This is a genomic window from Exiguobacterium sp. 8A (genome assembly GCF_902506275.1).
GTDB classification, from domain to species: Bacteria; Bacillota; Bacilli; order Exiguobacteriales; family Exiguobacteriaceae; genus Exiguobacterium; species Exiguobacterium profundum.
This window is the reverse complement of sequence record NZ_LR733630.1, coordinates 2,032,735-2,058,100: the sequence shown is the minus strand read 5'-3', so window position 1 is coordinate 2,058,100 and position 25,366 is coordinate 2,032,735. Positions and strand designations below refer to the sequence as shown.

The 25,366-nt window shown below is 46.9% G+C and carries 27 protein-coding genes, 10 tRNA genes, 2 rRNA genes, 1 other RNA gene and 2 other annotated features; of the genes, 37 read left to right on the top strand and 3 right to left on the bottom strand.

Annotated elements, in window-relative coordinates:
* Positions 1–71 precede the first annotated feature (71 nt).
* The 5 genes from GVY42_RS10770 (at position 72) to GVY42_RS10750 (ending at position 3,357) form a co-directional block, all read left to right on the top strand.
* The gene (locus GVY42_RS10770) at positions 72–1,319 is read left to right on the top strand and encodes a D-alanyl-D-alanine carboxypeptidase family protein (RefSeq protein ID WP_159563184.1); all 1,248 of its coding nucleotides are present in this window, start codon (positions 72–74) and stop codon (positions 1,317–1,319) included.
* An 18-nt stretch (positions 1,320–1,337) separates the two neighbouring features.
* Positions 1,338–1,546, top strand: a binding site (T-box leader).
* Positions 1,547–1,597: 51 nt separating this feature from the next.
* A complete protein-coding gene (gene serS, locus GVY42_RS10765) occupies positions 1,598–2,881 on the top strand; it encodes a serine--tRNA ligase (RefSeq protein WP_012727759.1) in 1,284 nt (427 codons plus the stop codon).
* A 138-nt stretch (positions 2,882–3,019) separates the two neighbouring features.
* Positions 3,020–3,110: transfer RNA gene (locus GVY42_RS10760), tRNA-Ser, on the top strand.
* 37 nt (positions 3,111–3,147) lie between these two features.
* Positions 3,148–3,238: transfer RNA gene (locus GVY42_RS10755), tRNA-Ser, on the top strand.
* A 29-nt stretch (positions 3,239–3,267) separates the two neighbouring features.
* Positions 3,268–3,357: transfer RNA gene (locus GVY42_RS10750), tRNA-Ser, on the top strand.
* A gap of 120 nt (positions 3,358–3,477) precedes the next feature.
* On the opposite strand, the gene GVY42_RS10745 is transcribed toward GVY42_RS10750, so the two are convergent.
* On the bottom strand, positions 3,478–4,149 hold the full coding sequence (locus GVY42_RS10745; RefSeq protein ID WP_074035276.1) for a deoxynucleoside kinase: 672 nt from the start codon (positions 4,147–4,149) through the stop codon (positions 3,478–3,480).
* Positions 4,146–4,781: a deoxynucleoside kinase gene (locus GVY42_RS10740; protein WP_012727757.1), complete on the bottom strand. Its 636-nt coding sequence runs from the start codon at positions 4,779–4,781 to the stop codon at positions 4,146–4,148. Before GVY42_RS10740 ends, GVY42_RS10745 begins: the two co-directional genes overlap by 4 nt.
* Positions 4,782–4,902: 121 nt before the next feature.
* Here GVY42_RS10740 and tadA point away from each other — a divergent pair, with 121 nt between their 5' ends.
* The 24 genes from tadA (at position 4,903) to rsmI (ending at position 17,033) form a co-directional block, all read left to right on the top strand.
* Positions 4,903–5,403: a tRNA adenosine(34) deaminase TadA gene (tadA, locus tag GVY42_RS10735; RefSeq protein ID WP_159563183.1), complete on the top strand. Its 501-nt coding sequence runs from the start codon at positions 4,903–4,905 to the stop codon at positions 5,401–5,403.
* Between the two features lie 53 nt (positions 5,404–5,456).
* Positions 5,457–5,724, top strand: an RNA gene (gene ffs / locus GVY42_RS10730) — signal recognition particle sRNA large type.
* Positions 5,725–5,818: 94 nt separating this feature from the next.
* Positions 5,819–7,495: a DNA polymerase III subunit gamma/tau gene (gene dnaX, locus GVY42_RS10725; protein WP_159563182.1), complete on the top strand. Its 1,677-nt coding sequence runs from the start codon at positions 5,819–5,821 to the stop codon at positions 7,493–7,495.
* A 14-nt stretch (positions 7,496–7,509) separates the two neighbouring features.
* Complete coding sequence (locus GVY42_RS10720) at positions 7,510–7,827, top strand: YbaB/EbfC family nucleoid-associated protein (protein WP_012727754.1); 318 nt, start codon at positions 7,510–7,512, stop codon at positions 7,825–7,827.
* Positions 7,828–7,849: 22 nt separating this feature from the next.
* The gene (gene recR / locus GVY42_RS10715) at positions 7,850–8,449 is read left to right on the top strand and encodes a recombination mediator RecR (protein WP_012727753.1); all 600 of its coding nucleotides are present in this window, start codon (positions 7,850–7,852) and stop codon (positions 8,447–8,449) included.
* Positions 8,446–8,670, top strand: a complete 225-nt coding sequence (locus tag GVY42_RS10710; RefSeq protein WP_031424056.1) for a YaaL family protein — start codon at positions 8,446–8,448, stop codon at positions 8,668–8,670. The genes recR and GVY42_RS10710 overlap by 4 nt, the downstream gene beginning before the upstream one ends.
* Before the next feature lie 475 nt (positions 8,671–9,145).
* Positions 9,146–9,262, top strand: a 5S ribosomal RNA gene (gene rrf / locus GVY42_RS10705).
* A 75-nt stretch (positions 9,263–9,337) separates the two neighbouring features.
* Positions 9,338–9,413: transfer RNA gene (locus tag GVY42_RS10700), tRNA-Asp, on the top strand.
* A gap of 19 nt (positions 9,414–9,432) precedes the next feature.
* Positions 9,433–9,508: transfer RNA gene (locus tag GVY42_RS10695), tRNA-Phe, on the top strand.
* An 8-nt stretch (positions 9,509–9,516) separates the two neighbouring features.
* Positions 9,517–9,592 (top strand) — tRNA-Thr (locus GVY42_RS10690).
* A 10-nt stretch (positions 9,593–9,602) separates the two neighbouring features.
* Positions 9,603–9,678: transfer RNA gene (locus GVY42_RS10685), tRNA-His, on the top strand.
* A 12-nt stretch (positions 9,679–9,690) separates the two neighbouring features.
* Positions 9,691–9,766 (top strand) — tRNA-Lys (locus tag GVY42_RS10680).
* A gap of 37 nt (positions 9,767–9,803) precedes the next feature.
* Positions 9,804–9,884: transfer RNA gene (locus GVY42_RS10675), tRNA-Leu, on the top strand.
* Positions 9,885–9,899: 15 nt separating this feature from the next.
* Positions 9,900–9,974, top strand: a tRNA-Gly gene (locus GVY42_RS10670).
* A gap of 68 nt (positions 9,975–10,042) precedes the next feature.
* Positions 10,043–10,275: a sequence feature (23S ribosomal RNA rRNA prediction is too short), on the top strand.
* Between the two features lie 66 nt (positions 10,276–10,341).
* A 5S ribosomal RNA gene (gene rrf / locus GVY42_RS10660) occupies positions 10,342–10,458 on the top strand.
* 72 nt (positions 10,459–10,530) lie between these two features.
* The gene (locus GVY42_RS10655; RefSeq protein ID WP_159563181.1) at positions 10,531–11,949 is read left to right on the top strand and encodes an aminotransferase class I/II-fold pyridoxal phosphate-dependent enzyme; all 1,419 of its coding nucleotides are present in this window, start codon (positions 10,531–10,533) and stop codon (positions 11,947–11,949) included.
* 3 nt (positions 11,950–11,952) lie between these two features.
* Positions 11,953–12,591, top strand: coding sequence for a dTMP kinase (gene tmk / locus GVY42_RS10650; protein ID WP_159563180.1), 639 nt, complete (start codon positions 11,953–11,955; stop codon positions 12,589–12,591).
* Positions 12,591–12,920 (top strand): cyclic-di-AMP receptor, encoded by a 330-nt coding sequence (locus GVY42_RS10645; protein ID WP_031421800.1) that lies wholly within the window; start codon positions 12,591–12,593, stop codon positions 12,918–12,920. The genes tmk and GVY42_RS10645 overlap by 1 nt, the downstream gene beginning before the upstream one ends.
* Positions 12,921–12,934: 14 nt before the next feature.
* A complete protein-coding gene (locus tag GVY42_RS10640; protein ID WP_078145937.1) occupies positions 12,935–13,927 on the top strand; it encodes a DNA polymerase III subunit delta' in 993 nt (330 codons plus the stop codon).
* A 6-nt stretch (positions 13,928–13,933) separates the two neighbouring features.
* Positions 13,934–14,764, top strand: a complete 831-nt coding sequence (locus tag GVY42_RS10635; RefSeq protein ID WP_074035285.1) for a stage 0 sporulation family protein — start codon at positions 13,934–13,936, stop codon at positions 14,762–14,764.
* A 23-nt stretch (positions 14,765–14,787) separates the two neighbouring features.
* Entirely contained in the window at positions 14,788–15,123 is a 336-nt protein-coding gene (gene yabA, locus GVY42_RS10630) for a DNA replication initiation control protein YabA (RefSeq protein WP_012727746.1), read from the top strand.
* A 60-nt stretch (positions 15,124–15,183) separates the two neighbouring features.
* Entirely contained in the window at positions 15,184–15,921 is a 738-nt protein-coding gene (locus GVY42_RS10625; protein WP_159563179.1) for a tRNA1(Val) (adenine(37)-N6)-methyltransferase, read from the top strand.
* The gene (locus GVY42_RS10620) at positions 15,914–16,192 is read left to right on the top strand and encodes a GIY-YIG nuclease family protein (protein ID WP_159563178.1); all 279 of its coding nucleotides are present in this window, start codon (positions 15,914–15,916) and stop codon (positions 16,190–16,192) included. The genes GVY42_RS10625 and GVY42_RS10620 overlap by 8 nt, the downstream gene beginning before the upstream one ends.
* Positions 16,164–17,033 (top strand): 16S rRNA (cytidine(1402)-2'-O)-methyltransferase, encoded by an 870-nt coding sequence (gene rsmI, locus GVY42_RS10615; RefSeq protein WP_159563177.1) that lies wholly within the window; start codon positions 16,164–16,166, stop codon positions 17,031–17,033. The genes GVY42_RS10620 and rsmI overlap by 29 nt, the downstream gene beginning before the upstream one ends.
* Positions 17,034–17,049: 16 nt before the next feature.
* Here the strand turns inward: rsmI and GVY42_RS10610 are convergent, their stop codons facing one another.
* A complete protein-coding gene (locus GVY42_RS10610; protein ID WP_012727742.1) occupies positions 17,050–17,343 on the bottom strand; it encodes an AbrB/MazE/SpoVT family DNA-binding domain-containing protein in 294 nt (97 codons plus the stop codon).
* 331 nt (positions 17,344–17,674) lie between these two features.
* Between GVY42_RS10610 and metG the strand changes: the two genes are divergently transcribed.
* From metG to purR, 8 genes are all read left to right on the top strand, one after another.
* The gene (gene metG, locus GVY42_RS10605) at positions 17,675–19,636 is read left to right on the top strand and encodes a methionine--tRNA ligase (RefSeq protein ID WP_159563176.1); all 1,962 of its coding nucleotides are present in this window, start codon (positions 17,675–17,677) and stop codon (positions 19,634–19,636) included.
* Between the two features lie 51 nt (positions 19,637–19,687).
* Positions 19,688–20,455, top strand: a complete 768-nt coding sequence (locus tag GVY42_RS10600; protein ID WP_159563175.1) for a TatD family hydrolase — start codon at positions 19,688–19,690, stop codon at positions 20,453–20,455.
* Positions 20,452–21,744, top strand: coding sequence for a 3D domain-containing protein (locus tag GVY42_RS10595; protein WP_159563174.1), 1,293 nt, complete (start codon positions 20,452–20,454; stop codon positions 21,742–21,744). The genes GVY42_RS10600 and GVY42_RS10595 overlap by 4 nt, the downstream gene beginning before the upstream one ends.
* On the top strand, positions 21,737–22,297 hold the full coding sequence (gene rnmV, locus GVY42_RS10590; RefSeq protein WP_074035294.1) for a ribonuclease M5: 561 nt from the start codon (positions 21,737–21,739) through the stop codon (positions 22,295–22,297). The genes GVY42_RS10595 and rnmV overlap by 8 nt, the downstream gene beginning before the upstream one ends.
* Positions 22,294–23,172 (top strand): 16S rRNA (adenine(1518)-N(6)/adenine(1519)-N(6))-dimethyltransferase RsmA, encoded by an 879-nt coding sequence (rsmA, locus tag GVY42_RS10585; protein WP_159563173.1) that lies wholly within the window; start codon positions 22,294–22,296, stop codon positions 23,170–23,172. Before rnmV ends, rsmA begins: the two co-directional genes overlap by 4 nt.
* Positions 23,173–23,254: 82 nt before the next feature.
* Positions 23,255–23,491, top strand: coding sequence for a Veg family protein (locus GVY42_RS10580; protein ID WP_012727736.1), 237 nt, complete (start codon positions 23,255–23,257; stop codon positions 23,489–23,491).
* 100 nt (positions 23,492–23,591) lie between these two features.
* Positions 23,592–24,455, top strand: coding sequence for a 4-(cytidine 5'-diphospho)-2-C-methyl-D-erythritol kinase (ispE, locus tag GVY42_RS10575; protein ID WP_196430277.1), 864 nt, complete (start codon positions 23,592–23,594; stop codon positions 24,453–24,455).
* A 73-nt stretch (positions 24,456–24,528) separates the two neighbouring features.
* A complete protein-coding gene (gene purR, locus GVY42_RS10570; RefSeq protein WP_012727734.1) occupies positions 24,529–25,353 on the top strand; it encodes a pur operon repressor in 825 nt (274 codons plus the stop codon).
* The last annotated feature ends 13 nt before the right edge of the window (positions 25,354–25,366 follow it).

Below are 25,366 nucleotides of genomic sequence, written 5' to 3'. Positions count from 1 at the left end.
GCAAAAAGGGGGTCCTTCAAACTTATTTTTTGTTACACTAAACAAAGAAGCGTACAGAAAGGGGAAACGATGTGAAGGCCCGTTATTTCATCATATTGCTCACTGTCGTATTCGTCATACAGACCATCTTGCCATCGGCTGCCTCTGCGGCCGCTCCGAAAGTGGATGCAGCAAGCGCGATGCTTGTAGACGTGACGACAGGACAAGTTCTATTTGCCAAACAAGAAGATTCGATGCTTCAGCCGGCTTCAATCACGAAGCTGATGACTGCATTTTTGACGCGTGAGGCGATTCAGGCAGGGAAACTCAGTTGGACACAAGAAATCACACCGAGCGATGCTGCTTTGGCGTTGACGAGAAAGCCGGGGTTGGCACGAATCCCGCTGTTAAATAAACCATATACCGTCAAAGAATTATACGATGCCGCGTTGATTCGTTCAGCGAATGAAGCGGCCGTAACGCTCGGGGAGGCCGTATCCGGTTCGGAAGAGGCATTCGTCAAAGAGATGAATCGCCGGGCTGATGAATTAGGGATGACGCAAACGACGTTCGCGAACGCCTCAGGACTCGATTCTGAATCCGCTGGCCTACCGGGAGACAACTTGACGTCTGCTAAGGACTTGATGAAGCTCGCGATCGCGTATTTGACGACGTATCCGGAAGTGCTCGACGTGACGAAGCGGGCATACGTGGACGTCGACGGTGTTCGATTTGATGCGACGAATCGCATGCTCGCTAATCGTGACCTCGCTTATCCGGGAATGCTCGGCTTCAAGACAGGCACGACGAATGAGGCGGGATATTGTTTCATCGGCGTATCCACACGGGATGGGCGTACCGTTTTGTCGGTCGTCCTCGGTGCAACATCGGACGAGGGACGTTATGCAGGAACGAAAGCGCTACATGATTATGCTTATGCGGATTTCGTGATGACCCCAATCTTGCGGATGGGGGAGACAATCTCCAAGATGGCAACGGTCTCTCAAGGCGAGGAAGAGCAAGTCGCGGTCCGAACGACGAACGACTTTGAAGTATTAGTCGAAAAAGGAAGACCCGTACCGGAGCCCGAATATGATCTGCTTGATTTAGAGGCTCCGATTAAGGCTGACACACAGGCAGGCATGGTCACCATCGATTCTTCGGAGAACGTACGCTATTTAGAGGGAGAGGCTCCTCCTAAGATGGCACTTGTTACAGCGGAGTCGGTCGATACCGCCTCGTTCTTGACGAGAATAACGCGAGCTTTTTTGGATTTCCTCGATCAAATCCGACTCGCACTTGGAAAAATCAGTCTTGTCGAACAAGTTGAGATGTTGTAAAGTAAGATTAATTCAATGACAGATGCGATGATGAGAATAAGTACGTTACGTACGTCTACTGACAGAGAGCTAGTGGTTGGTGCAAACTAGTGAGATGACGTGACCGAATCGGCCTCGGAGCATTGACTTGGAAACAAGTCACGTTCGCACACGTTACGTGCATCGAGTGGCTCAAACATTTGGGCAACGAGGGTGGCAACGCGGATCCAAGGTGGTTCGTCCCTTTCCTACGGGAAAGGGACGTGCCACCTTTTTTATATGAAAAAGGAGGAATAGCAATGTTAGACATTAAACGTTTGCGACAGGATTTTGAAGGGATTAAAGAAAAGTTAGCTCACCGGGGGGAAGACTTGAGTGCACTTGACCGCTTCCCACAACTAGAGGAGAAACGTCGCGACTTGATCAACGAAGTCGAAGTGAAGAAAGCGAAGCGCAACGAAGCGACAAAACAGATCGCTGAATTGAAGCGGAACAAAGAAGATGCCGAAGGTCCGATTTTAGAGACACGTCGCCTCGGCGATGAAATCAAACTGTTGGACGAAGAGTTACGCGAAGTTGAGGCAGAACTCAACTTGATTTTACTCAGCATCCCAAATATCCCGCACGAATCAACACCAATCGGCGAAACGGAAGACGACAACGTGACGATTCGCGAAATCGGGACAAAGCCTGAGTTTGATTTCGAGCCTAAGCAACATTGGGACGTGATGGAAGACCTTCAAATCGTCGATGTCGAGCGCGCTGGAAAAGTAACAGGTAGCCGCTTCGTCTTCTATAAAGGATTAGGCGCTCGCTTAGAACGTGCCCTCATCAACTTTATGATGGACCTTCATTCAGATGAGCATGGGTACGCTGAAGTGTTACCTCCTTACATGGTCAATCGTGATTCAATGACAGGAACGGGTCAGCTTCCTAAGTTTGAAGAGGATGCATTTAAAGTAGCGGATACGAACTACTTCCTCGTTCCGACGGCTGAAGTACCGGTCACGAACATGCACCGTGAAGAAATTCTTCCGGAGACACAACTTCCAATCGCGTATACAGCATATAGCGCAAACTTCCGTTCTGAAGCTGGGTCAGCGGGACGTGACACGCGTGGGTTGATCCGTCAGCACCAATTCAATAAAGTCGAGCTCGTCCGCTTCGTAAAACCGGAAGAGTCTTATGAGCAATTGGAACTGTTGACAGGTCATGCCGAAGAAGTATTGAAACGTCTCGGTCTTCCGTATCAAGTGCTCAGCATGTGTACGGCAGATCTCGGATTCACTGCCGCGAAAAAATACGATATTGAAGTATGGATGCCGGCACAAGGGGTCTATCGTGAAATCTCGTCTTGCTCAAACTTTGAAGATTTCCAAGCGCGTCGTGCGGGAATTCGTTTCCGTCGTGACGCCAATGCGAAACCTGAGTTTGTGCATACGTTGAACGGTTCAGGTTTGGCGGTCGGACGAACGGTCGCAGCGATTCTTGAAAATTATCAACAAGCGGATGGATCGGTCGTGATTCCAGAAGTTCTTCGTCCTTACATGGGTGGAAAAGAAAAGATTGAAATGCCGAACTAAACGCTTGAGCAGCCTCGATTTTGAGGCTGCTCAATTTTTTTAATGTTTTTTCACAAAAGGGTTTGACATCTGTCTCTTCAGTTGGTACTATAAATCATGTCGAGCGACACTGTTGCTCACGAATTGCATATGAGCTTTGGAGGTGTACCCAAGTGGTTTAAGGGAACGGTCTTGAAAACCGTCAGGGGTGTAACAGCCTGCGTGGGTTCGAATCCCACCACCTCCTCCATTTCTTTTTTGGAGGCTCACACAATTTTATATCTTTTGGAGGTGTACCCAAGTGGTTTAAGGGAACGGTCTTGAAAACCGTCAGGGGTGTAATAGCCTGCGTGGGTTCGAATCCCACCACCTCCTCCACTTTCTTTTTTTTACACTTTTTTAGGCCTGGAGTTGTACCCAAGTCCGGCTGAAGGGGACGGACTCGAAATCCGTTAGGAGTCGCAAGGCTCGCGTGGGTTCGAATCCCACCAACTCCGCTTTCAATCGGGCATCTGCAGAGGCAGATGCATTTTTTGTATCCACAGACATAAGCGCTGTGGATTTTTTTATGCACAAAAAGAAGGATTACGCTTTCGTTGGCGCAATCCTTCTTTTGATTATCTCACTTTTGCTTCGCGTGCAATCGTGAGTTGCTTTTCAATTTTCTCAAGAATGAGTTCGACTGAATCTGGGTCGTTGATGAGGTCATACTCTTCGATCGAGAGACGCAATACCGGGCACAGGTTGAAGTTGTTAATCCATTCTGTGTAGCGGGTGTACATCTCTTCCCAATAAGCGATTGGTGTTTGCTGTTCCATCTCGCGACCGCGCATCTGAATGCGTTCGAGTACTTGTTCGAACGAACCTTCAAGATAGATTAATAGATCCGGGTGCGGGAAGAACGGTGTCAACACCATTGCCTCGAACAAACTAGAATACGTTTCGTAGTCTGTTGGTGACATCGTCCCTTTTTCATAGTGCATCTTGGCGAAGATGCCTGTATCTTCATAGATTGAACGATCTTGGATGAAGCCGCCACCGTATTGGAAGATTTTCTTCTGTTCTTTAAAACGTTCTGCCAAGAAGTAAATTTGAAGATGGAAGCTCCAACGTTCGAAATCATGATAGAATTTATCGAGGTAAGGGTTGGTATCTACTTTTTCGAGAGACGTTCGGAAATTCAATGCATCGGCTAATGAATTGGTGATCGTTGATTTCCCGATCCCGACCATTCCCCCGATTGTAATGATTGTATCGTTCGGGATGTTATATTTATCAATCAGCTTCATTTTATTTGGGCTCCTTTAGTTAATTCTAATTCACGCTCAATCGTTTTTAGGACATGAGTCAAGTCGTCCGGATTGTGTACAAAGTCGAGTTCATCCCCACTGAACGAGAGAATCTTCACTTCTGGATGGGCCGCGCGATACGATTCAACAAACGTCTCATAGTCGTGAGCAAGTTGTTCGAGGTAATCACGAGACATATTTTCTTCCACTTCACGTCCACGCAAGGCGACTCGTTTCATTAATGTCTCAATGCTGGCATGTAAGTAAATGACGACATCAGGTTTCGGCATATCATGTGTCAAAATCTTATAAATCTGCTCGTACTTGTTCAAATGTGCCGGTTTCAGCGAACGGTGAGCAAAAATCAAGTTTTTGAAAATATGATAGTCCGAAACGACGGATTGTTGCTGACTCAAGTGGTGTTTGTGAATATCATCCAACTGCTTGAATCGATTGCACAAGAAGAACATTTCCGTTTGGAAACTCCATTCTTCGATATCTTCATAAAACTTGCCGAGAAATGGGTTCTCTTCTACAATTTCATTCAGCATCTGCATCGAGAAATGCTGACTGATGATATGGGCCAGTGATGTTTTCCCGACACCAATCGGTCCTTCTACCGTTATAAACATATGATGTCATCCTCCATTATCCAAAGTGCAAGTTCCATTCTAGCACACAATACGAGCGATATGGCGAGGGATTTGATTTTCATTTTTTTTCATAGTTTTAAATAAGAAATGAGGTGAATCGATGGAACGTGATGAGCGATTTATGCAGTTGGCCATCGAAGAAGCGAAGAAAGCAGAAGCCATTGGCGAGGTGCCGATTGGTTGTGTAATCGTAAAGGGAGACCAGGTGATTGCAACTGGGCACAATCGTCGTGAGACAGATCGTCTGGCGGCAGCACACGCCGAAATGATTGCGATTGAAACGGCTAATGAAATGTTAGGGAATTGGCGATTAGAAGACTGTGAACTATACGTTACCCTTGAACCGTGTCCGATGTGTGCGGGCGCAATCGTGTTATCTCGCGTGAAACGTGTCATTTTCGGTGCCCACGACCCGAAAGGTGGATGTTGCGGGACATTGATGAACTTGGTGCAGGATGAGCGATTCAATCACCAAGCTGAAGTGACAGAAAATGTTTTAGCAGAAGAATGTGGACAGCTCCTGACAGATTTCTTCCGAGCGCTTCGGGAAAGGAAGAAACAAGACCGACTCAATCAGAGAGGTTGCAACCCAACCGATTAAACAGTATAATGTAATAGCACTCGAGATAGTGCCTAATTTCATTTACCCATTTGCCGTGCTAGGTGGGGAGGTAGCGGTGCCCTGTCACTCGCAATCCGCTGTAGCGAGACTGAATCCCGATTCGAGGGAGTGCGCTGGTGTGGTCTGCCTTATGTAAGTGGCGTTGACGTCTGAGTCCTGCGCAACGGTCACCCATGAACCAGGTCAGGTCCGGAAGGAAGCAGCCTTAAGTGGTGACGTACCGTGTGCCGCAGGGGTGCTTGGGCTGAGCAAACTGCATGAGTAACGCATGTTGACGTGCTTTCAGAAATCGGTGCGCGGCAGATTTATTTTATAACTTCAATCTATGGCCCCCGGGCTGTAGATTTTTTTGTATGATGAGATAGAGAAGAACAGTAGGGAAGGAGGCGAACTCATGGCGTATCAAGCGTTATATCGTGTATATAGACCTCAATCGTTTCAAGAGGTCGTCGGTCAAGTCCATATCACACGTACGATTCAAAATGCTCTGTTAGAGGAGCGGATGTCACATGCGTACCTATTTTCCGGCCCACGTGGAACGGGGAAGACGAGTTTGGCGAAAATCATCGCCAAGGCAATCAACTGTGAAAGTGCGCCGACACGTGAACCATGTAACACCTGTCCGACGTGTATCGCCATCACGGAAGGGACAAGTCCCGACGTGTTTGAAATTGATGCCGCATCGAACAACGGAGTTGACGAAATTCGGGAGATTCGAGACAAAGTCAAATATCCGCCGTCCCAAGGGCGTTACAAAGTATACATCATTGATGAAGTGCATATGTTATCGACCGGTGCATTCAACGCGTTGTTAAAGACGCTTGAGGAACCACCGGCACATGCGATATTCATCTTAGCTACAACAGAACCACATAAAATTCCGGCCACGATCATTTCCCGCTGTCAGCGATTCGATGTCAAACGACATGAAGTGAGTCAATTGCAAACGCGGATGGCCTATATTTTGAACGACCAAGACCATGACTACGATCCTGAAGCGTTGAAACTCATCGCACGTGCTGCCGATGGCGGGATGCGAGATGCCCTTAGTTTACTTGATCAGGCGCTCGCATTCAGTGATGGGCGGTTGACGGAAGAAGCGGTGTTAGAAGTCACGGGTGCCGTGACGGATGAAACGTTGCTCGACATGGCGTATGGTCTCCAGCGAAAAGAGTTAAATGCCATTTTGAGTACGCTTGAATTGATGTTACGTGAAGGGAAGGACTTGAAACGTTTCATCGAAGATTTAGTGTTCGTTCATCGGGATGCGTTACTCTTGAAAGCATCTCCACAAGCAGCTGACTTATTGGAACGTGCTCGTCCGACTGACGAGTTTCGTCAGTTCGTCGAAGCGACTTCAACGGATGAATTGTTCCAAGTGATTGAAGAGCTCAATGATTGCCAACAGCAGATGAGGTTATCTAACCATCCGAAAGTGTTGGTGGAGTTAACATTCATCCGGATCGCGGAACAAGGCCGTACAATTAGTGAGCAAATGACACAACTACAAGATCAAGTGCGTGAACTGAGCCGTGAATTAAATGAAGTGAAGAAGAATGGTGTTGTCGTGACAGGTGGAGAAGCAGAAAAGCCGAAGCCTGCTCCGAAACGGAAACAAATCCGGGTGCCGAAAGAACGGATTCGCCAACTCTTGCAACGGGCCGAACGGCAGCATTTGAATGCGATTCGCGACAGCTGGGGAGATATCATGACGAATATTCGGATACAAGATGGTCCGATTTTCGCTCTCTTCTATGAAAGTGAAGCTGTCCTTTGTGCAAGTGACACCTTACTGGTACAATTTAAAGATGGAATGACATGGCACTATGAACAAGTGAGTTCAAATGGTCGTACGCGCGATGTGATTGAACAGGCGTTATTCGAAGTGACGGGGATTCGTCGCGAAATCATGGCGGTGCTTGAGACGGATTGGAATGAACTAAAAAATGAGTTCATCCTTCAAAAACAAGCAGAACGAACGGAACAAGTCGAAGAGCCGGAAACCGAGGATCCGCTAGTTGCGCAGGCGATGGAACGTTTTGGCGATGTCGTTGAAATCGAAGAAACATAAGGGAGGCGCTCTGAATGCGTGGAATGGGAAACATGAACAACATGATGAAACAGATGCAAAAGATGCAAAAAGATATGGCGAAAGCTCAAGAGGAATTAAAAGAGTTATCGGTTGAAGGAACAGCGGGAGGCGGCATGGTGAAAGTTGTCGTCAGCGGTCATAAAGAAGTTTTAGACGTCATTATTGCTGAAGACGTTGTCGATCCGGACGATGTGGATATGTTACAAGATCTTGTCTTAGCAGCAATCAATGATGCAATGAAACAAGCGGATCAGCTTGTGAATGATAAGATGGGACGTTTCACACAAGGGATGAACCTCCCAGGCTTTTAAGTGAAGAAAGGATCGATGCGAGTTGCAATACCCTGAAGCCATTGGACGATTGATTGAGAGTTTTACGAAGTTACCTGGGATTGGACCGAAAACTGCGGTACGTTTAGCATTCCATGTATTAGATATGGAAGAAGACGATGTGTTGACGTTCGCGAAATCTCTCGTGAGTGCGAAGCGTGACATAAAGTATTGTACCGTGTGTGGCCACATCACAGATATTGATCCGTGTGCAATCTGCAAAGACTCACATCGGGATGAAACGGTGGTTTGTGTGGTTCAAGACTCAAGAGACGTGATTGCTATGGAGAAGATGCGGGAGTACAGAGGGAAGTATCATGTTCTTCATGGAGCCATTAGTCCAATGGAAGGGATTGGTCCAGAGGATATTAATGTTTCAAGTTTGCTGACACGTTTACAAGAGAACGAGTCGATTCAAGAAGTGATTTTAGCGACCAACCCGAACATTGAAGGGGAAGCGACTTCGATGTATTTATCGAGACTACTCAAACCGACGGGAATTCGCGTGACGCGTCTTGCCCATGGTTTACCAGTCGGTGGAGATTTGGAGTATGCGGATGAAGTGACATTATCTCGGGCGATGGAAGGTAGAAGAGAACTATGAAATGGTTTCGTAAGTCGTTAAGAGATGATTATGATCAACGACTACTGACTGAGTTGCTAGAAGCTAAGGCTAAGTTTGAATCGAAACGTCGGATTCTTGAAGTCAGCATAGAGGACACGGGAGAGCTAGCTGCTCAAGTGAAGCAAGCGGAAGCTCTCTACTTCTTCTATTTGAAAGAAGCAAAGAAGCGAAATGTTTCGTTATCGTCTCTTCGTTCTTAAGGCGACGCCAATGGCGCGCCTTCTTTATTTTTAGTCCTATATAATGAAAGAAAAAAATCGTTTTGGTTGGACAAATGAAGTTTTTATATATTTCTCTAATCTTTTTAATAAAAAGGGTTGCGTGGTTATTATTTTACTGATATATTAATAGACGTCGCCGAGATAAGCGACGAAGAAAACAAAAAAATATTTTTAAAAAGTGGTTGACCTTTTGTTCTCCACTTGGTAAGATATTTAAGTCGCCAAGAGCGGCAGACGAACTTTGAAAACTGAACGATGAGGCAAAAATAAGTTTTACAATTTTTGAATGAAGCGCAAGCTTCGTCAATTTAAGAGCTATATCAAATTCTTTGGAGAGTTTGATNGGAAGCGTGGCGACACGTGGAGCTGAATGATACTAATCGGTCGAGGCTTTGATCTAGTCTATGGTTTGTGTTGATGAATCCTCAGTTTTCAGGGAACAAGCCCTGTAGAGTCTGGTGGCGATAGCGAGACGGCCACACCCGTTCCCATGCCGAACACGGAAGTTAAGCGTCTCAGCGCCGAAAGTAGTTGGGGGATCTCCCCCTGTGAGGATAGGACGTTGCCAGGCTTTATTTTTTTAAAAAAGTTATTGACTTTACATAGAATGACCTTTAAAATAGGTAAAGTCGATATGACTTAAAACGGTCTCGTGGTGTAGGGGTTAACATGTCTGCCTGTCACGCAGAAGATCGCGGGTTCGAATCCCGTCGAGACCGCCATTTTTAATTTAATACGTATGGCTTTGTAGCTCAGTTGGTAGAGCAAAGGACTGAAAATCCTTGTGTCGGCGGTTCGATTCCGTCCAAAGCCACCATATAACACGCCGGTGTAGCTCAGTTGGTAGAGCATCTGACTTGTAATCAGAGGGTCGAGGGTTCGAATCCTTTCGCCGGCACCATTTTTTCATGGCGGTTGTGGCGAAGTGGTTAACGCACCGGATTGTGATTCCGGCATTCGAGGGTTCAATTCCCTTCAGCCGCCCCATTAAAATTTAATGAGCCATTAGCTCAGTTGGTAGAGCATCTGACTTTTAATCAGAGGGTCGCAGGTTCGAGCCCTGCATGGCTCACCATTTCTCATTATTTTTTATTCAATACGTAATTTCACATGCGGGTGTGGCGGAATTGGTAGACGCGCTAGACTTAGGATCTAGTGTCTTTGACGTGGGGGTTCGAGTCCCTTCACCCGCATCTCTAAATACTTATGCGGAAGTAGTTCAGTGGTAGAATACGACCTTGCCAAGGTCGGGGTCGCGGGTTCGAATCCCGTCTTCCGCTCCATCTTAATACGCGGTCGTGGCGGAATCGGTAGACGCGCTAGGTTGAGGGCCTAGTGGTGGTTAACACCGTGGAGGTTCAAGTCCTCTCGACCGCACCATATGCACCCTTAGCTCAGCTGGATAGAGCGTTAGACTACNTACGTGCGGACGGGATAAGTGCTGAAAGCATCTAAGCATGAAGCCCCCTCCGAGATGAGATTTCCCTTTGAGCAATCAAGAAAGACCCCTCAGAGACGATGAGGTAGATAGGTCATGGGTGGAAGCGTGGCGACACGTGGAGCTGAATGATACTAATCGGTCGAGGCTTTGATCTAGTCTATGGTTTGTGTTGATGAATCCTCAGTTTTCAGGGAACAAGCCCTGTAAAGTCTGGTGGCGATAGCGAGACGGCCACACCCGTTCCCATGCCGAACACGGAAGTTAAGCGTCTCAGCGCCGAAAGTAGTTGGGGGATCTCCCCCTGTGAGGATAGGACGTTGCCAGGCCAACGCAAAAGACGATCAAGCATATGCTTGATCGTCTTTTTTCATATTTTGATAGTTTAGGAGGAATGACAGATGGCTCCTGCTCGGGAAAATTCATTTACATTTTTAGAGGTTCTAGAACAGCATGTTCGTGAACACCGCGTCTCTTTCCACGTACCAGGTCATCATAACGGTACAGTGGTTGATGATCGCTTACCTGATGCATTCGCAAAAGTCATGCCTTACGATTTGACTGAGCTAGCACATTTAGACGATTTGCACGATGCCTCGGGAATCATTGAGCAAGCAGAATGTGCATTGGGTAAGTTGTATGAGAGTAAAAGTAAATGGCTTGTCAACGGATCGACTGTGGGAAATTGGAGTATGCTCGCGGCAACAGTGAAACGTGGTGAACGGGTATATGTTCAACGGAACTCACATAAATCGATTTGGAACGCGATCGAGTGGTTAGGATTAAAGCCAGTATTACTAACGCCTACCATTGAACGCGGCACAGGTATCCCGACGGTCGTAACATTAGATACGATTAAACAGGCCATTCAAGAATTTCCTGGAGGGAGAGCCGTCATGTTGACGTCTCCAACCTATTACGGGGATATGGCAGACATTCGAACGATTTCAGACTATTTGACACTATTAGACATTCCATTGCTTGTCGATGAAGCACACGGCGCTCATTTAATTCATCCACAGTTGCCACGTCGCTCTGCAATCTTCGAAGGAGCGAGCGCAGTCGTACAGTCCGCGCATAAAACGTTGCCTGCCTTAACCATGGGGGCTTGGGTTCACTATAAAGATAATATCGATGAAGCGCGTTTGAAGCATGCATTAGCCTCTTTCCAGACCTCGAGTCCGTCTTATCTCATCATGGCTTCATTGGATTATGCTCGTTCTTATCTAGAACGTTTAACGGATGAGGAATGGTCTGCTATCCAAAAAAGCCATGCACAATTTGTACTTGAATTAAAACGAGCTGGTTTTGTTGTAAAAGTCGGAGATGACTTTACGAAGGTGACGATTCTGACTTATCCAAAGAATGGATTAATCTTTAGTCAGCATCTCGCCTCAATCGGCATAGACATCGAGTTGGCGGCAGTCGATCATGTGTTATTCTGCTTGCCATTAAGGGAAATAGAGAAACAGGAAATCGAGCATTGGATCAAATTAATAAAAAAAGCATCTACCCATGTGCCGATCATTGAAGACGATGAAACGATTTTCCCCTTTCCACAAACCGAGCGCGTGTCTGAATTATATACGTCTGTAACACCTCTTCCAATGCAGCGAGTTCTTTTCGACCAAGCAATTGGAATGATTTCAGCAGAGACGGTGATTCCATACCCACCAGGTATTCCATGGATTCTAAAGGGAGAGCGTATTACAGAAGAAAAAATCCGTGTGCTCCGGGAATGGATTTCTTTAGGGAGGAAGCTTCAAGCTAGTAAGCATGTTATGATAGAGCAAATTGACGTTATTGTAGAGGAGTTTTAAAACGTGAACGGAATGTTTATAACGGTTGAAGGACCTGATGGATCAGGAAAGTCCACACAACTTCAATTATTAGTAGAAAACTTAAAGCAAAAAGGATATGACATCGTCGTGACCCGAGAACCCGGAGGAACAACGGTCGGGAATCAGATTCGCGAAGTGTTATTATCGCCGGATCATCATGAGATGACCCCACGCGTGGAGATGATGCTCTATGCCGCGTCACGGGCACAGAACGTGGAACAAGTGATTCGTCCAGCGTTAGAGCGGGGCGCGATTGTCCTCTGCGACCGGTTCATCGATGCATCCATTGCTTATCAAGGATATGGATTGCAGTATGACCTTGATCAGATTCGCTCATTAAATGAATGGGCAACGAATGGTCTCACACCCGATCTAACCTTTTTATTTGATTTAAACCCGGAACGGGCAAGTGCACGTATGAAAGATCGGGGACAGCTTGATCGAATTGAGAGTCGTGATCAAGCATTCCATGAGCGTGTCTATGCAGGATTCCAAACGTTACTGAAACAGTATCCAGAACGAATCGTTCGGATTGATGCTGATCAATCGATTGAATGTATTCAAGATGAGGTACTTGATTATACAATTGAACGACTACAACAAGGAGGCGTACAAATATGATGAAAATGGTAATTGCAATCGTACATGATAAGGATAGCGCACGTTTGTCCGACGCACTCGTCGAGCAAGATTTTCGCGCAACAAAGTTAGCCACGACTGGTGGATTTTTAAAAGAAGGTAATACAACGTTTATGATGGGGATTCCACAAGAGCGTCTTGATGATTTGATGGACGTGATTCAATCGAACTGCTCGAGCCGTGACCAAATGATCACGCCGATCTCACCGATGGGAGGACATGCGGATTCGTATATTCCTTACCCAGTCGAAGTACAAGTCGGAGGGGCGACGGTATTCGTCTTGCCGATCGAAGGATTCCATCAGTTTTAATGGGAGTTGGGCATATGCGTTTTCAAGAATTGAGCGAGTCGCAAACTGTCGTTTCTCGCATCATTCAAAATTCAATCGTTTCGAATAAAGTGGGGCATGCGTATATCTTCTCAGGAGATTATGAGCCTTATTTGATTGATACAGCCACATTGTTCGCCAAAGCCTTATTTTGTGAATCACCAGATGGTGCAGAGCCTTGTGGAGTGTGTCGAAACTGTCGGCGTATGGATTCTAAAAACATTGTCGACTACATCGAAGTGGAGCCGGACGGTGCGAGTATAAAAAAAGAACAGATTCAGCAATTGCTCAGTGATTTATCACTACGAGGTGCTGAAGGTGATCGCCAAGTGTACGTCATTCATCAAGCGCACAAGATGACGACTCAAGCGGCAAACAGTCTACTGAAATTCTTTGAAGAACCGGGAGTAGGAAAGCTTGCTATTTTAGTGACGACACAACCACAGTTGCTTCTTCCGACGATTCGTTCGCGCGCGCAACAACTTGCTTTTCGTCCTATCGACCGAGCCCAATTGGCGCAAACGATGTCAGAAGAACTGTCCTGTACGTATGATTTGGCATACCTTGCCTTGACCGTTTATCCGAAATGGGATGACGCGAAAGAAGCGCTTGAGCAGGAGTGGTTTGTACAGGCGTATGGGCTAGTGGTACAATTAATTGAAGTATTGACGAAACGACCTCAAGAGTTGCTCTTGTTCGCACAAGAAAAATGGTTAGGGCATTTCAAAGGACGGAATGAGTTGCGAGTCGGTCTTGAATTATTCGAACATTGGCTAGAGGAGGCACTTCATTTAAAAGTGCGAGATATGTATGCTCCGAAGCTATTTAAGAATGAGGCCGCCTTGTACAACGCATTTATCCAAAATCGATCTGTCACGAAGCTTACACATGCGATTGAAAGTGTACATGCGGCCATTTGGCGACTTGAGGCAAACGTCAATCCTCAATTAACGTTCGAACGACTTTCGTTCGATTTGCAGAAAGGATAGAAGCGCGTGCTTGAAGTAGTTGGAGTCCGTTTTAAAGAAGCGGGAAAAATCTATTACTTTTCACCAGGCGATGCAACGCTTAAACGTGGGGACCATGTCATCGTTGAAACGGTACGTGGCATTGAGTATGGGGAAATCGTCCAAGTCAACAAGCAGCTCGGCGAAGACGAAGTCGTCCTGCCGTTGAAGACAATCCTTCGTGTCGCGGACCAAAAGGATGCGGATATCGTACGCGATAATCGACTGGCAGCCGTTGATGCTCACGCCGTCTGTGAAGAAAAAATTCGAGAACATCAATTAGAAATGAAGCTAGTTGATGTTGAGTATACATTTGATCGCAATAAAGTGATCTTTTATTTTACTGCCGAGGGTCGCGTTGACTTTCGAGAATTGGTAAAAGACTTAGCTAGTGTGTTTCGGACACGAATCGAGCTCCGACAAATCGGTGTTCGTGATGAAGCGAAACTCCTTAGCGGGATTGGGCCATGTGGTCGGGTTCTTTGCTGCTCGTCATTTCTTGGGGAATTCGAACCGGTCTCGATCAAAATGGCCAAAGACCAGAATCTCTCGTTGAATCCGAATAAGATCTCTGGAGTATGTGGTCGTCTGATGTGCTGTTTGAAATATGAGAATGACACATATGAAGAACTGAAACGTGATTTACCAGACGTCGGCAAGCGAATCAAAATTCCAGAAGGTGATGGTCGGGTAATCGGTCTTAACATTTTGGACCAACTCATTCAAGTCGAGCTCCACGATCGGACGCGTGTCGTCACGTATACGATTGATGAACTCGTTGAAGTGGGTGCGATTAAACGAAAACCGTCAAAACAGTGATGGGGTGCTGAGCAGTGGAAAGAATGGACAAAAAAGAAGTGATGATGCGGGTGGATGCGATCGAGCAACAGATGCAGCTCCTCACCGAACATTTAGGCGTGTTAAAAGAGCAGCTCGCTTATTTGCTTGAAGAGAACCAGCATATGTATCTAGAGAATCATCACTTACGCGAAAAAGTCGAACAATTGGCAGAAGTTGATACGACAAATGGTGATTCACAAATCGCATTGTCTGGGAAAGGGCAGAACAATTTGGCTGCGCTGTATCAAGAAGGATTCCACATTTGTAACCTCCATTACGGACAGGTACGAAAAGATGGGGACTGTCTCTTCTGTTTGTCGATGCTCAATAAACATTAATACGGGGCGATAGATAGGGGTTCCCTATCCGTCGCCTTTCTTTTATAGAAGGAGGAAACGATGGTAACGGTTAAGGATGGAGAACGCCTTGATGATTTGCTCGGACGTCCAGGTAAAATCATTCAAAGTGATGATGTGTTCTCATTTTCATTAGATGCGGTACTGCTTGCAGAGTTTGTATGGGTGCCTATCCAAAAAGGACAACTGGTCGATTTGTGTGCTGGCACCGGGGCAATCCCGCTCTTTTTGTCATATCGTACAAAAGGAACGATAACAGGTGTGGAGATTCAATCGAAACTGGTCGACATGGCGAATCGAAGCATGGCGGTCAATCGTCTTGAAGAGCGAATTCGAGTGGTGGAGGGCGATGTGAAAACGGCAGCGGCGCAGCTCGGGCATGCACGATATGACGTAGTCACATGTAACCCGCCCTACTTTTTAGCGAACGAGACGTCACTCCGAAATCAAAATGAGCATCATACGATTGCGCGCCATGAAGTGCTGTGCACGTTGGAAGATTGCATCAGGACGGCCAGTCAACTCGTCAAACCGGGAGGGAAAGTGGCGTTCGTGCATCGGCCAGAACGTTTACTTGATATCCTGACGTTGATGCGTGCGTATCGAATTGAACCAAAACGAATGCAACTCGTTTACCCGAAAGCGGGACGCGAGGCGAATACCTTATTAATCGAGGGATCGAAAGATGGAAAAGCAGGTCTTAAAATTTTACCGCCATTTGTTGTCTATGAAGAAGACGATACGTATACAGAAGCGATGCGAGCTATTCTCGATGCCTAAACATTATGCGTACATCTTGGAATGCGGTGATGGAACGTACTACACGGGCTATACGACAGACGTGGAAAAGCGACTCCTTGCACATAATGCCGGGAAAGGTGCGAAATATACGAAAGCTCGTCTCCCTGTACGACTTCGGTACGTACAATCGTTTGAGACGAAGCGGGAGGCCATGCGATACGAATGGTCCATCAAGCAATTGACCCGAGCACAAAAAGAGAAGTTGATGGAGGGGACGACCAATGAATTCACAGAAGAGCTATCAAACTGAACAACCGACGTTGTATGTCGTGCCGACCCCAATTGGGAACTTGGAGGATATGACGTATCGCGCGGTACGGACCCTTCAGGAAGTAGACTTAATCGCAGCGGAAGACACACGACAAACGATGAAGCTTTGCCGACACTTTGACATTGCGACAAAATTGATTAGCTATCATGAACACAATAAAGAAGTGAGTGGTCCAAGACTGATTGACGATCTGTTGTCCGGGAAATCGATTGCCGTTGTCTCAGATGCAGGTATGCCTGGAATTTCAGACCCGGGAAGCGATCTCGTGCGATTAGCCATTGAGGAAAACATCCCGGTTGTCGTCTTACCCGGTGCGAATGCAGCACTTACGGCACTCGTCGCATCCGGTCTTGCAACTGAACGTTTTCTCTATTACGGTTTCTTGCCGCGTAAGAAGAAGGATCGGGTTGAGGTTCTCAAATCGATTCAATACGAACCTGGCACCGTCATTTTTTATGAGGCTCCTCATCGTTTGAAAGAGATGTTGACAGCGATTCGACAAGTGTTCGGGAACCGACAAATCGTATTAGGTCGTGAACTGACAAAAACGTTTGAAGAGTTTTTGAGAGGAACTGTGGATGAGGCGTTGACATGGTGTGAGGGTGAAGTGCGTGGTGAGTTTGTCGTCTTGGTGAGTGGAGCGACAGAGGCGGCACCTACGACAACATGGTGGGAAACACTATCTGCATACGAGCACGTGGTTCACTATATCGAAGAAGGGCTGAAACCAAACGCGGCAATCAAACAGACTGCGAAAGACCGCGGCGAGTCTCGGAATGATGTATACGATACGTATCATCAATTGCATAAAAAAGAGTAAGCAAGGAAATCCTTGCTTACTCTTCGCTGTAATAATTTTCGAGCATGTTCTTCAACTCAACGAGAACACGTTGTGCACCTTCTGGTGACAAGATGAGTTTGCCGTCTGCCAATTTGAAGTTATCATCTGATACTTCGCCTGTGACTTGGCAAGTCATGTTTGGCTTATATTTTTTCAAAACGATTTGATCGTTGTCGACGTAAATCTCGAGAGCATCTTTCTCTGCAATACCGAGTGTACGACGCAATTCGATTGGAATAACGACACGACCAAGCTCATCAACCTTACGTACAATACCTGTAGATTTCATTTTGTGTTTCCTCCTCCAATGATGTCGAAATCTCGTGGTGACATGAATCGTCAAAATTCGACAATGTGACTACAGCAAAAAGCATACTAAACTTTCCAATTGCAGTCAACTGCTTACTATCTGGAAAAGTAAATTTTCGAAATTTGTCGAATCAAGAACGATATATACCTAAATTTCCCCGTAAGTTTGAACTTGAAACAAAGAAAGGGTATTTTTGGAACATTTATGACGAAGAAAACGCAAAAAAATTCCAAACAATTAGGTTTGGAAATTCTTTTGTCGAACCGTGTATAATGGAAATTGCATATGTCGAAAGGATGGAGAATAAATCATGGCGAAGCCGACTTTTTATATTACAACCCCAATTTATTATCCGAGTGCAAAACTGCACATCGGTCACGCATATACCACGGTAGCAGGTGATGCGATTGCGCGCTACAAACGCTTAAAAGGTTTTGATGTCCGTTATTTGACAGGAACGGATGAGCACGGTCAAAAGATTCAAGAAAAAGCGAAAGAAGCAGGCGTGACGCCACAAGCTTTCGTGGATGAAGTCGTGGAAGAGATCAAGGTCTTATGGGACCGTCTCGAAATCTCGTACGATGACTACATCCGTACGACAGAGGACCGCCATAAGCAAGTGGTCGAGCATGTTTTCGAGACATTACTTAAAAATGGGGACATCTACCTCGGTGAGTACGAAGGATGGTATTCCGTACCGGATGAGACATACTACACTGAATCGCAGCTCGTCGATGGAAAAAGTCCTGACAGTGGACATCCGGTCGAACTCGTTCGTGAGGAGTGCTACTTCTTCCGCCTCAGTAAATACGCGGACCGCTTGATTGAATATTTTGAGTCACATCCTGATTTTATTTTGCCAGAATCTCGTAAAACCGAGATGATCAATAACTTCTTAAAGCCAGGTCTTCAAGATTTGGCTGTATCACGTACGACATTTGACTGGGGCGTACAAGTTCCATCGAACCCGAAGCACGTCGTGTACGTATGGGTCGATGCGCTCACAAACTATATCTCATCACTCGGATACGGCACAGACAACGATGAACTCTTCAACCGTTACTGGCCAGCAGACGTTCATTTGGTAGGGAAAGAAATCGTACGTTTCCATACGATCATTTGGCCAGCCCTCTTAATGGCGCTTGATCTTCCATTACCGAAGCAAGTATTTGCGCACGGATGGTTGCTCATGAAGGATGGGAAGATGTCGAAATCGAAAGGGAACGTCGTGGACCCGATCCCATTGATTGATCGTTACGGCCTCGACTCGGTCCGCTATTACCTTCTCCGTGAAGTTCCATTCGGAGCGGATGGCACGTTCACGCCGGAAGCGTTCGTTGACCGCTTGAACTTTGATTTAGCGAACGACCTCGGAAACTTATTGAATCGCACCATTGCGATGATTAAAAAGTACTTCGACGGAAATATTCCGGCATATAACGGAAATGTCACGGCATTTGATGCAGAATTGTTGAACGTGGTGAAAGAGACGACACGCAAAACAGAAGAAGCCATGGAGCACATGGAGTTTTCGGTCGCACTCACAAACATTTGGCAACTCGTCAGCCGTGCGAATAAATATATCGATGAGACACAACCATGGGTTCTCGTGAAAGAGGAGTCGAAGCGCGAGGAGCTGGCTTCTGTCATGACACATCTTGCGGGCGTACTTCGTCATGTTGCCATCATGATTCAACCATTCATGACGCGCGCTCCAAAAGAGATGTTCCGTCAGCTCGGACTCGAGGGAGAGGACATGTCATGGGAGGCGTTGGATACATTCGCAGACTTTAGTGACGCAGTTGTGACGGACGGGACACCGATTTTCCCACGTCGTGATGTGAAAGAAGAAGTCGATGCAATCCAAGAAATGATGCGTCAGGCGTCTAAAGCACGGATTGAAGAGACGGAGACGGCATCAGTAGAAGAAGCTGACGAAGACATTCGTCCTGAAATCACGATTGATGTCTTCGACCAAGTCGAATTCCGTGTCGGTCAAATCGTCGAAGCCGATAAGATTAAAAAAGCGAAGAAACTGTTGAAACTTCAAGTCGACCTTGGGAAAGAGACGCGTCAAATCGTGTCTGGTATCGCTGAATGGTATGCCCCTGAAGATTTGGTTGGCAAGAAAGTCATCGTTGTCGCAAACTTGAAACCAGTCAAGCTCCGTGGAGAACTCTCGCAAGGGATGATTCTAGCTGCAGATCGTGACGGGAAACTAGAGCTCGCGACGGTCTCAGACCAGATGCCGAACGGTGCCATCGTCAAATAATGGAATGGGGGAGACCGCGGTCTCCCTCTCTTTTTCTAAGGAGGAAACAAGATGTTAATTGATACACATACGCACATCAATGCGGAACAGTTCAGTGAAGACGTGGAGGAGACGATTGAGCGAGCGAGAGAAGCGGGCGTTTCTCCGCTACTCGTTGTTGGATTTGATACACCGACCATCGATCGAGCCATTGAACTGGCAGAAACGCATGAAGATATTTATGCCATTGTCGGATGGCATCCTGTCGATGCGATTGACTGTACGGATGCGGATTTAGCACGAATCGAAACACTCATGAGTCATCCGAAAGTCATGGCACTCGGTGAAATCGGTCTCGATTATCATTGGGACAAATCACCGAAAGACGTGCAACAGCGCCTCTTCCGTCAACAGATCGCCATTGCCAAGCGAACGAATATGCCAATTGTCATTCATAACCGAGAAGCAACGGCAGATGTCCTTGATATTTTAGAAGAAGAGCATGCTGAAGAAGTCGGCGGTGTGTTCCATAGTTACAGCATGTCCGTCGAACTTTTGCCTCGGTGCCTAGACTTGAACTTCTATATTTCGTTAGGAGGACCGGTCACGTTCAAAAATGCGAAAGTTCCGAAGGCGGTGGCGCAAGAAGTGCCACTGGATCGTCTGCTTGTCGAGACGGACTGCCCGTACTTGACCCCAACACCGTTCCGTGGAAAACGAAATGAACCAGCGTACGTCAAATATGTAGCCGAAGAAATCGCCACTCTTCGCGATATGCCTTACGATGAACTCGCTGCTGCTACGACAGTCAACGCGAAGAAGTTGTTCCGACTCCCATGATCAAGCGTGTATTAGCGAGTATCGGTATTATTGCGACGGCTTCTGTGGCGTACGTGATGTTACAACCTGAATCGATTCGAATCGTCGATGACGGTGTGGTGATCGAGCATGAGACACGAGCCGACTCGGTTCTCGAGGTGCTCGAAGAGTTAAATATCACACTAGATGAATCAGATTATGTCACACCGGCGCTCAGTGAAGATGTACCAGACGACCGTCTAATCCGGATTGAGCGTTCACACGAGGTCTCACTTCAGATTGGCTACGGTCAAACGGAGACGGTGCAGACGCGCGAGCGGACTGTAGAGGATGTCTTACTGCGATACGGAGTCACGGTACGAGACGGAGATACGGTGTATCCATCAGTCCGTACACCGGTGACGAATGGGATGACGATTCGATATCAACCGGTCGTGGCCGTGAATCTCATTGTCGGTCAAGAGGCGTTGACGATTTATACAATGGCTACGGATGTGGAGCAACTCTTAATGCAAGAGAACATCGATGTGACGGAAAGTGATACGGTCATGCCGGCCCCTTCCACGCCGATACGAGAAGGATTGACGATTACGGTCAATACGAATCGTGATGTCGTTCAATATGAGAGTGAGTTGATTCCGTTTGAAGTGGTCGAGGAAGAGGATGATACGCTCGAAGAAGGTGTGATGCAAATGGTGCAGGTCGGGGTTCCTGGACTTGAACGGACAAGGTATGCACTTACTGTGGAAAATGGTACAATTACAAATCGTACGAAAACAGATGTCGAGACATTGCGTAAAACGATGCCGCAGATTATCAAAGTGGGAACGAAGAAAGTCGCAGAACCGATAACCGAGCCTGAGTCAACGACCGCGGATGAATCGAGCCCATTCATTCCGGAAGCTGAAGTCGAGATTGCCGAACCGCCGAAAACAGATGACGTACTCGATTTTTCATCTGCGAAACAATTGCTTGTGGAAGCGACCGCTTATACGAACAACCCGGAAGACACGGTAACATACGACGGACGCGTGCTGACAAGAAGCGGATATGATGTAACCGACACGATTTTGTATGAAGGCATGCGCATCATTGCGGTCGACCCTGCCATCATTCCACTCGGGACCCGTGTATATGTCGAGGGTATCGGTATGGCGATTGCCTTGGATACAGGAAGTGCAATCAAAGGGCAAAAAATCGATATCATGATGGATGAAAAGGAAGAGGCCGTAACGTTTGGTCGTAAACCACTCACCATCTGGGTGATTCCAAAGCAGGAAGAAGAGAAAGAAGGATCAGACAATGCGTGAGAAAATACAAGAAATTATCGTCGTAGAAGGGCGTGACGACACGGCGCGACTTCAAGAAGTGTTCGACGTCGATACGATTGAAACGAACGGGTCTGCCGTATCCGATCAGACGATTGAACGAATCCGTCGTGCTCAGGAGAAGCGCGGGGTCATCATTTTGACGGACCCAGATTATCCAGGAGATCGTATTCGGGCGATTGTCGAGGAACGCGTCAAAGGATGTAAGCACGCACACTTGCCTCGGGCCGAGGCGAAGGACAAGCGTGGGAAAATCGGTGTGGAACATGCGAGTCCGGAGTCACTTCGCCGTGTCTTAGGAGCAGTGTTTGAACCGCGTGTCGAAACGGACCAACCAATCGTCACACGGAAAATGGTGTTGGAGGCGGATTTAATCGGTGGAGCAGCGGCCGCGACGCGTCGGAAGCGACTCGGGGTGTTGCTTCGAATCGGTGAGCCGAATGCCAAACAATTTGTAAAACGGGTCGAGGCGCTCGGCGTCACGATTGAAGAGTGGGAGCAGGCACTTGCTCAATTAGAGGAGGAACAGGGTTGAAAGACATTGCAACAATCCAACGAACGAAAGCGATTTTAGAGCGACATGGGTTTTCATTCAAAAAATCGCTCGGTCAAAACTTTTTAATCGATTTGAACATCTTGAGTAAAATTGTCGGAGCAGCGGAACTGAGTGAAGCGAGCGGTGTCCTTGAAATCGGTCCTGGAATCGGCTCATTGACCGAACAATCGGCCAAGCGTGCCAAAAAAGTCGTTGCGCTTGAAATCGACCAACGTCTTTTGCCGATTTTAGATGATACGATGTCGCCTTATCCGCATGTGAAAGTCATCCATGGAGATGCATTGGAACTGAACTTACGGGAAATCGTAGAGCAAGAATTTTTAAACGAAGGTATTGAAGATATTTCGGTTGTCGCCAACTTACCTTACTACGTCACGACACCAATCATCATGCGTTTGCTTGAGAGCGGCGTTAAGTTCCGCTCGCTCGTCATGATGATTCAAAAAGAAGTGGCAGAACGGATTGGAGCAAAACCAGGCACGAAAGCATACGGTTCGCTATCGATTGCGATTCAGTATTATGCGGAAGCAGAAGTCAGTTTCATCGTGCCGAAAAACGTGTTCATCCCAGCGCCGAACGTCGATTCGGCCGTCATTACACTACGGATGCGCAAAGAACCGGCCGTACAAGTGAAAGACGAAGCATTTTTCTTTGATGTGGCCCGAGCAAGCTTCGCTCAGCGCCGTAAAACCATCCTGAACAATTTGACAAACTATATCGGGAAAGAACATAAAGTCGAACTCGAACGTTCGCTTCACGAGGCTGGAATCGATCCGAAACGTCGTGGAGAGACGTTAAGCCTAGAAGAATTCGCACGTTTGTCTGACACAATTTTACCACTTAAAAATAGTTGACGACCTGAAAACGAGTCGTTATAATATTAATCTTTATTTTCATATTCAATTATGCTATACTTGTAACAGTGAGGTGAAGCGTATGCCAAAGACGTTACAAGAAATCAGACAAAAACTCGAATCGCATGTTGGTGAACGATTGACGTTGAAAGCAAACGGCGGTCGTAAGAAAGTTGTTACTCGGTTTGGAACGCTCGTTGAGACATATCCTGCGGTGTTCGTTGTGAAATTGGATGAAGACCTGCATAATGTGGAACGTGTCTCGTATAGCTACGCTGATGTCCTAACGGATACAGTTAAAATTGAATTCGGTAATTGATTTATAAATGAGGGGCGGATGCATTGGCAGCTGCTTCTTTTTTTGTGCGCCCGTTTACGGTACAATGGCGAACAGGAGACAAATGGGAAGGGTGAACGTGATGCGCACGATCAGTGTGAAAGCGCCGGCAAAAATTAATTTGACACTTGATGTCCTTGGAAAGCGTCCGGACGGCTATCATGAAGTAGAAATGGTAATGACGACAGTCGACTTGGCAGATCGCTTGGAGTTGACAGTTTTAGAGTCGGATGAGATTCGGATTCAATCAGAACACGCCTATGTGCCGAATGATCATCGGAATTTGGCGTATCGAGCAGCAGAATTGTTGCGCGAACGTTTTAACATTCAGCAAGGGGTCGAGATTGTGCTCGATAAACAGATTCCCGTGGCAGCTGGCCTTGCAGGTGGCTCGAGTGATGCGGCGGCAACGCTCCGTGGGATGAACGAACTGTTTTCATTGAACTTGTCATTAGAGGAGCTAGCAGAGCTCGGTGCCGAGATTGGATCGGACGTCTCATTTTGTGTCATCGGCGGAACAGCTATCGCCCGTGGTCGTGGTGAACAGTTAGAAATGATTCCGGCCCCGCCACCGTGCTATGTCGTTCTCGGTAAACCGAAAATCGGGGTATCGACGGCAGATGTGTATCGGGCAGTGCGTATGGAAGAGGTGCATCACCCTGATACCGAGGCCATGGTAGAGGCGATTCGTCAAAAAGATTTCCATGGAATCTGTGAACACCTTGGTAACTCACTTGAGAGTGTGACACTTAAGCTTCACCCGGAAGTGAAACAAATCAAAGAAACGATGCGTCATTGCGGAGCGGAAGGTGTTCTCATGAGTGGAAGCGGACCGACCGTGTTTGCGCTGATCGAACATGAGCAAAAAGCGCATCGAATCTATAATGGATTGAAAGGATTTTGCCCAGAAGTGTTCGTCGTTCGGATTCTCGGCAAAAGACATTGAACAAAAACGAATGAAAGTGATATATTTTCAATAGAACATTCGTTTATTATTGAAGATGTGAAGGAGAATCCGTATGAAAATTCGTAGAAGTGGTCGTCTCGTCGATATGACCCGTTATTTACTTGATCATCCGCATCAGCTTGTCTCGTTGTCGATGTTTTCAAGTCGCTATAAAGCTGCAAAGTCGTCGATTAGCGAAGACCTTGTCATTGTCAGTGAAATGTTGTCCCATGATGGGATTGGAAAACTGGTCACTGTCCCTGGTGCAGCCGGTGGTGTCATGTTTATCCCAGGATGGAGTAAAGAAAAATCGCTAGAGATGATTGATACGCTCTGTGAGCAACTATCAAAACCGGAGCGTCTCTTACCAGGAGGCTATCTCTACCTCACAGATGTACTAGGTAATCCAAGCCAAGTGAAACCGATGGGGCAGGTTTTTGCGTCCGTCTTCGCCGACCGGAAAGTCGATGTGGTCATGACGATTGCGACGAAAGGGATTCCCCTTGCCTATGCGGTCGCTGAACAGTTGGGCGTTCCGTTTGTGATTGTGCGTTCAGATAGCCGTGTCACAGAAGGTTCGACGGTCAGCATCAACTATGTATCAGGTTCATCGAAAGCGATTCGTACGATGGCGCTTGCACGTCGCAGTCTGCCACGTGGTGCGAATGTGCTTTTGATTGATGATTTCATGAAGGCCGGCGGGACGATTCGTGGGATGATGAGCCTCTTGAATGAATTTGAAGCCAATCTTGCGGGTGTCGGTGTCTTGATGGAGGCCGAAGGGGCCGAGAAAAAGATGGTGAGTGAATACGTCAGCTTGATGAAATTGACGAATGTCGATCCTGATGAAGGGCTGGTCACCATTTCGCGGGGGAATGTGGAACAATTCTTAAAGTGATTGGCAAAATTTT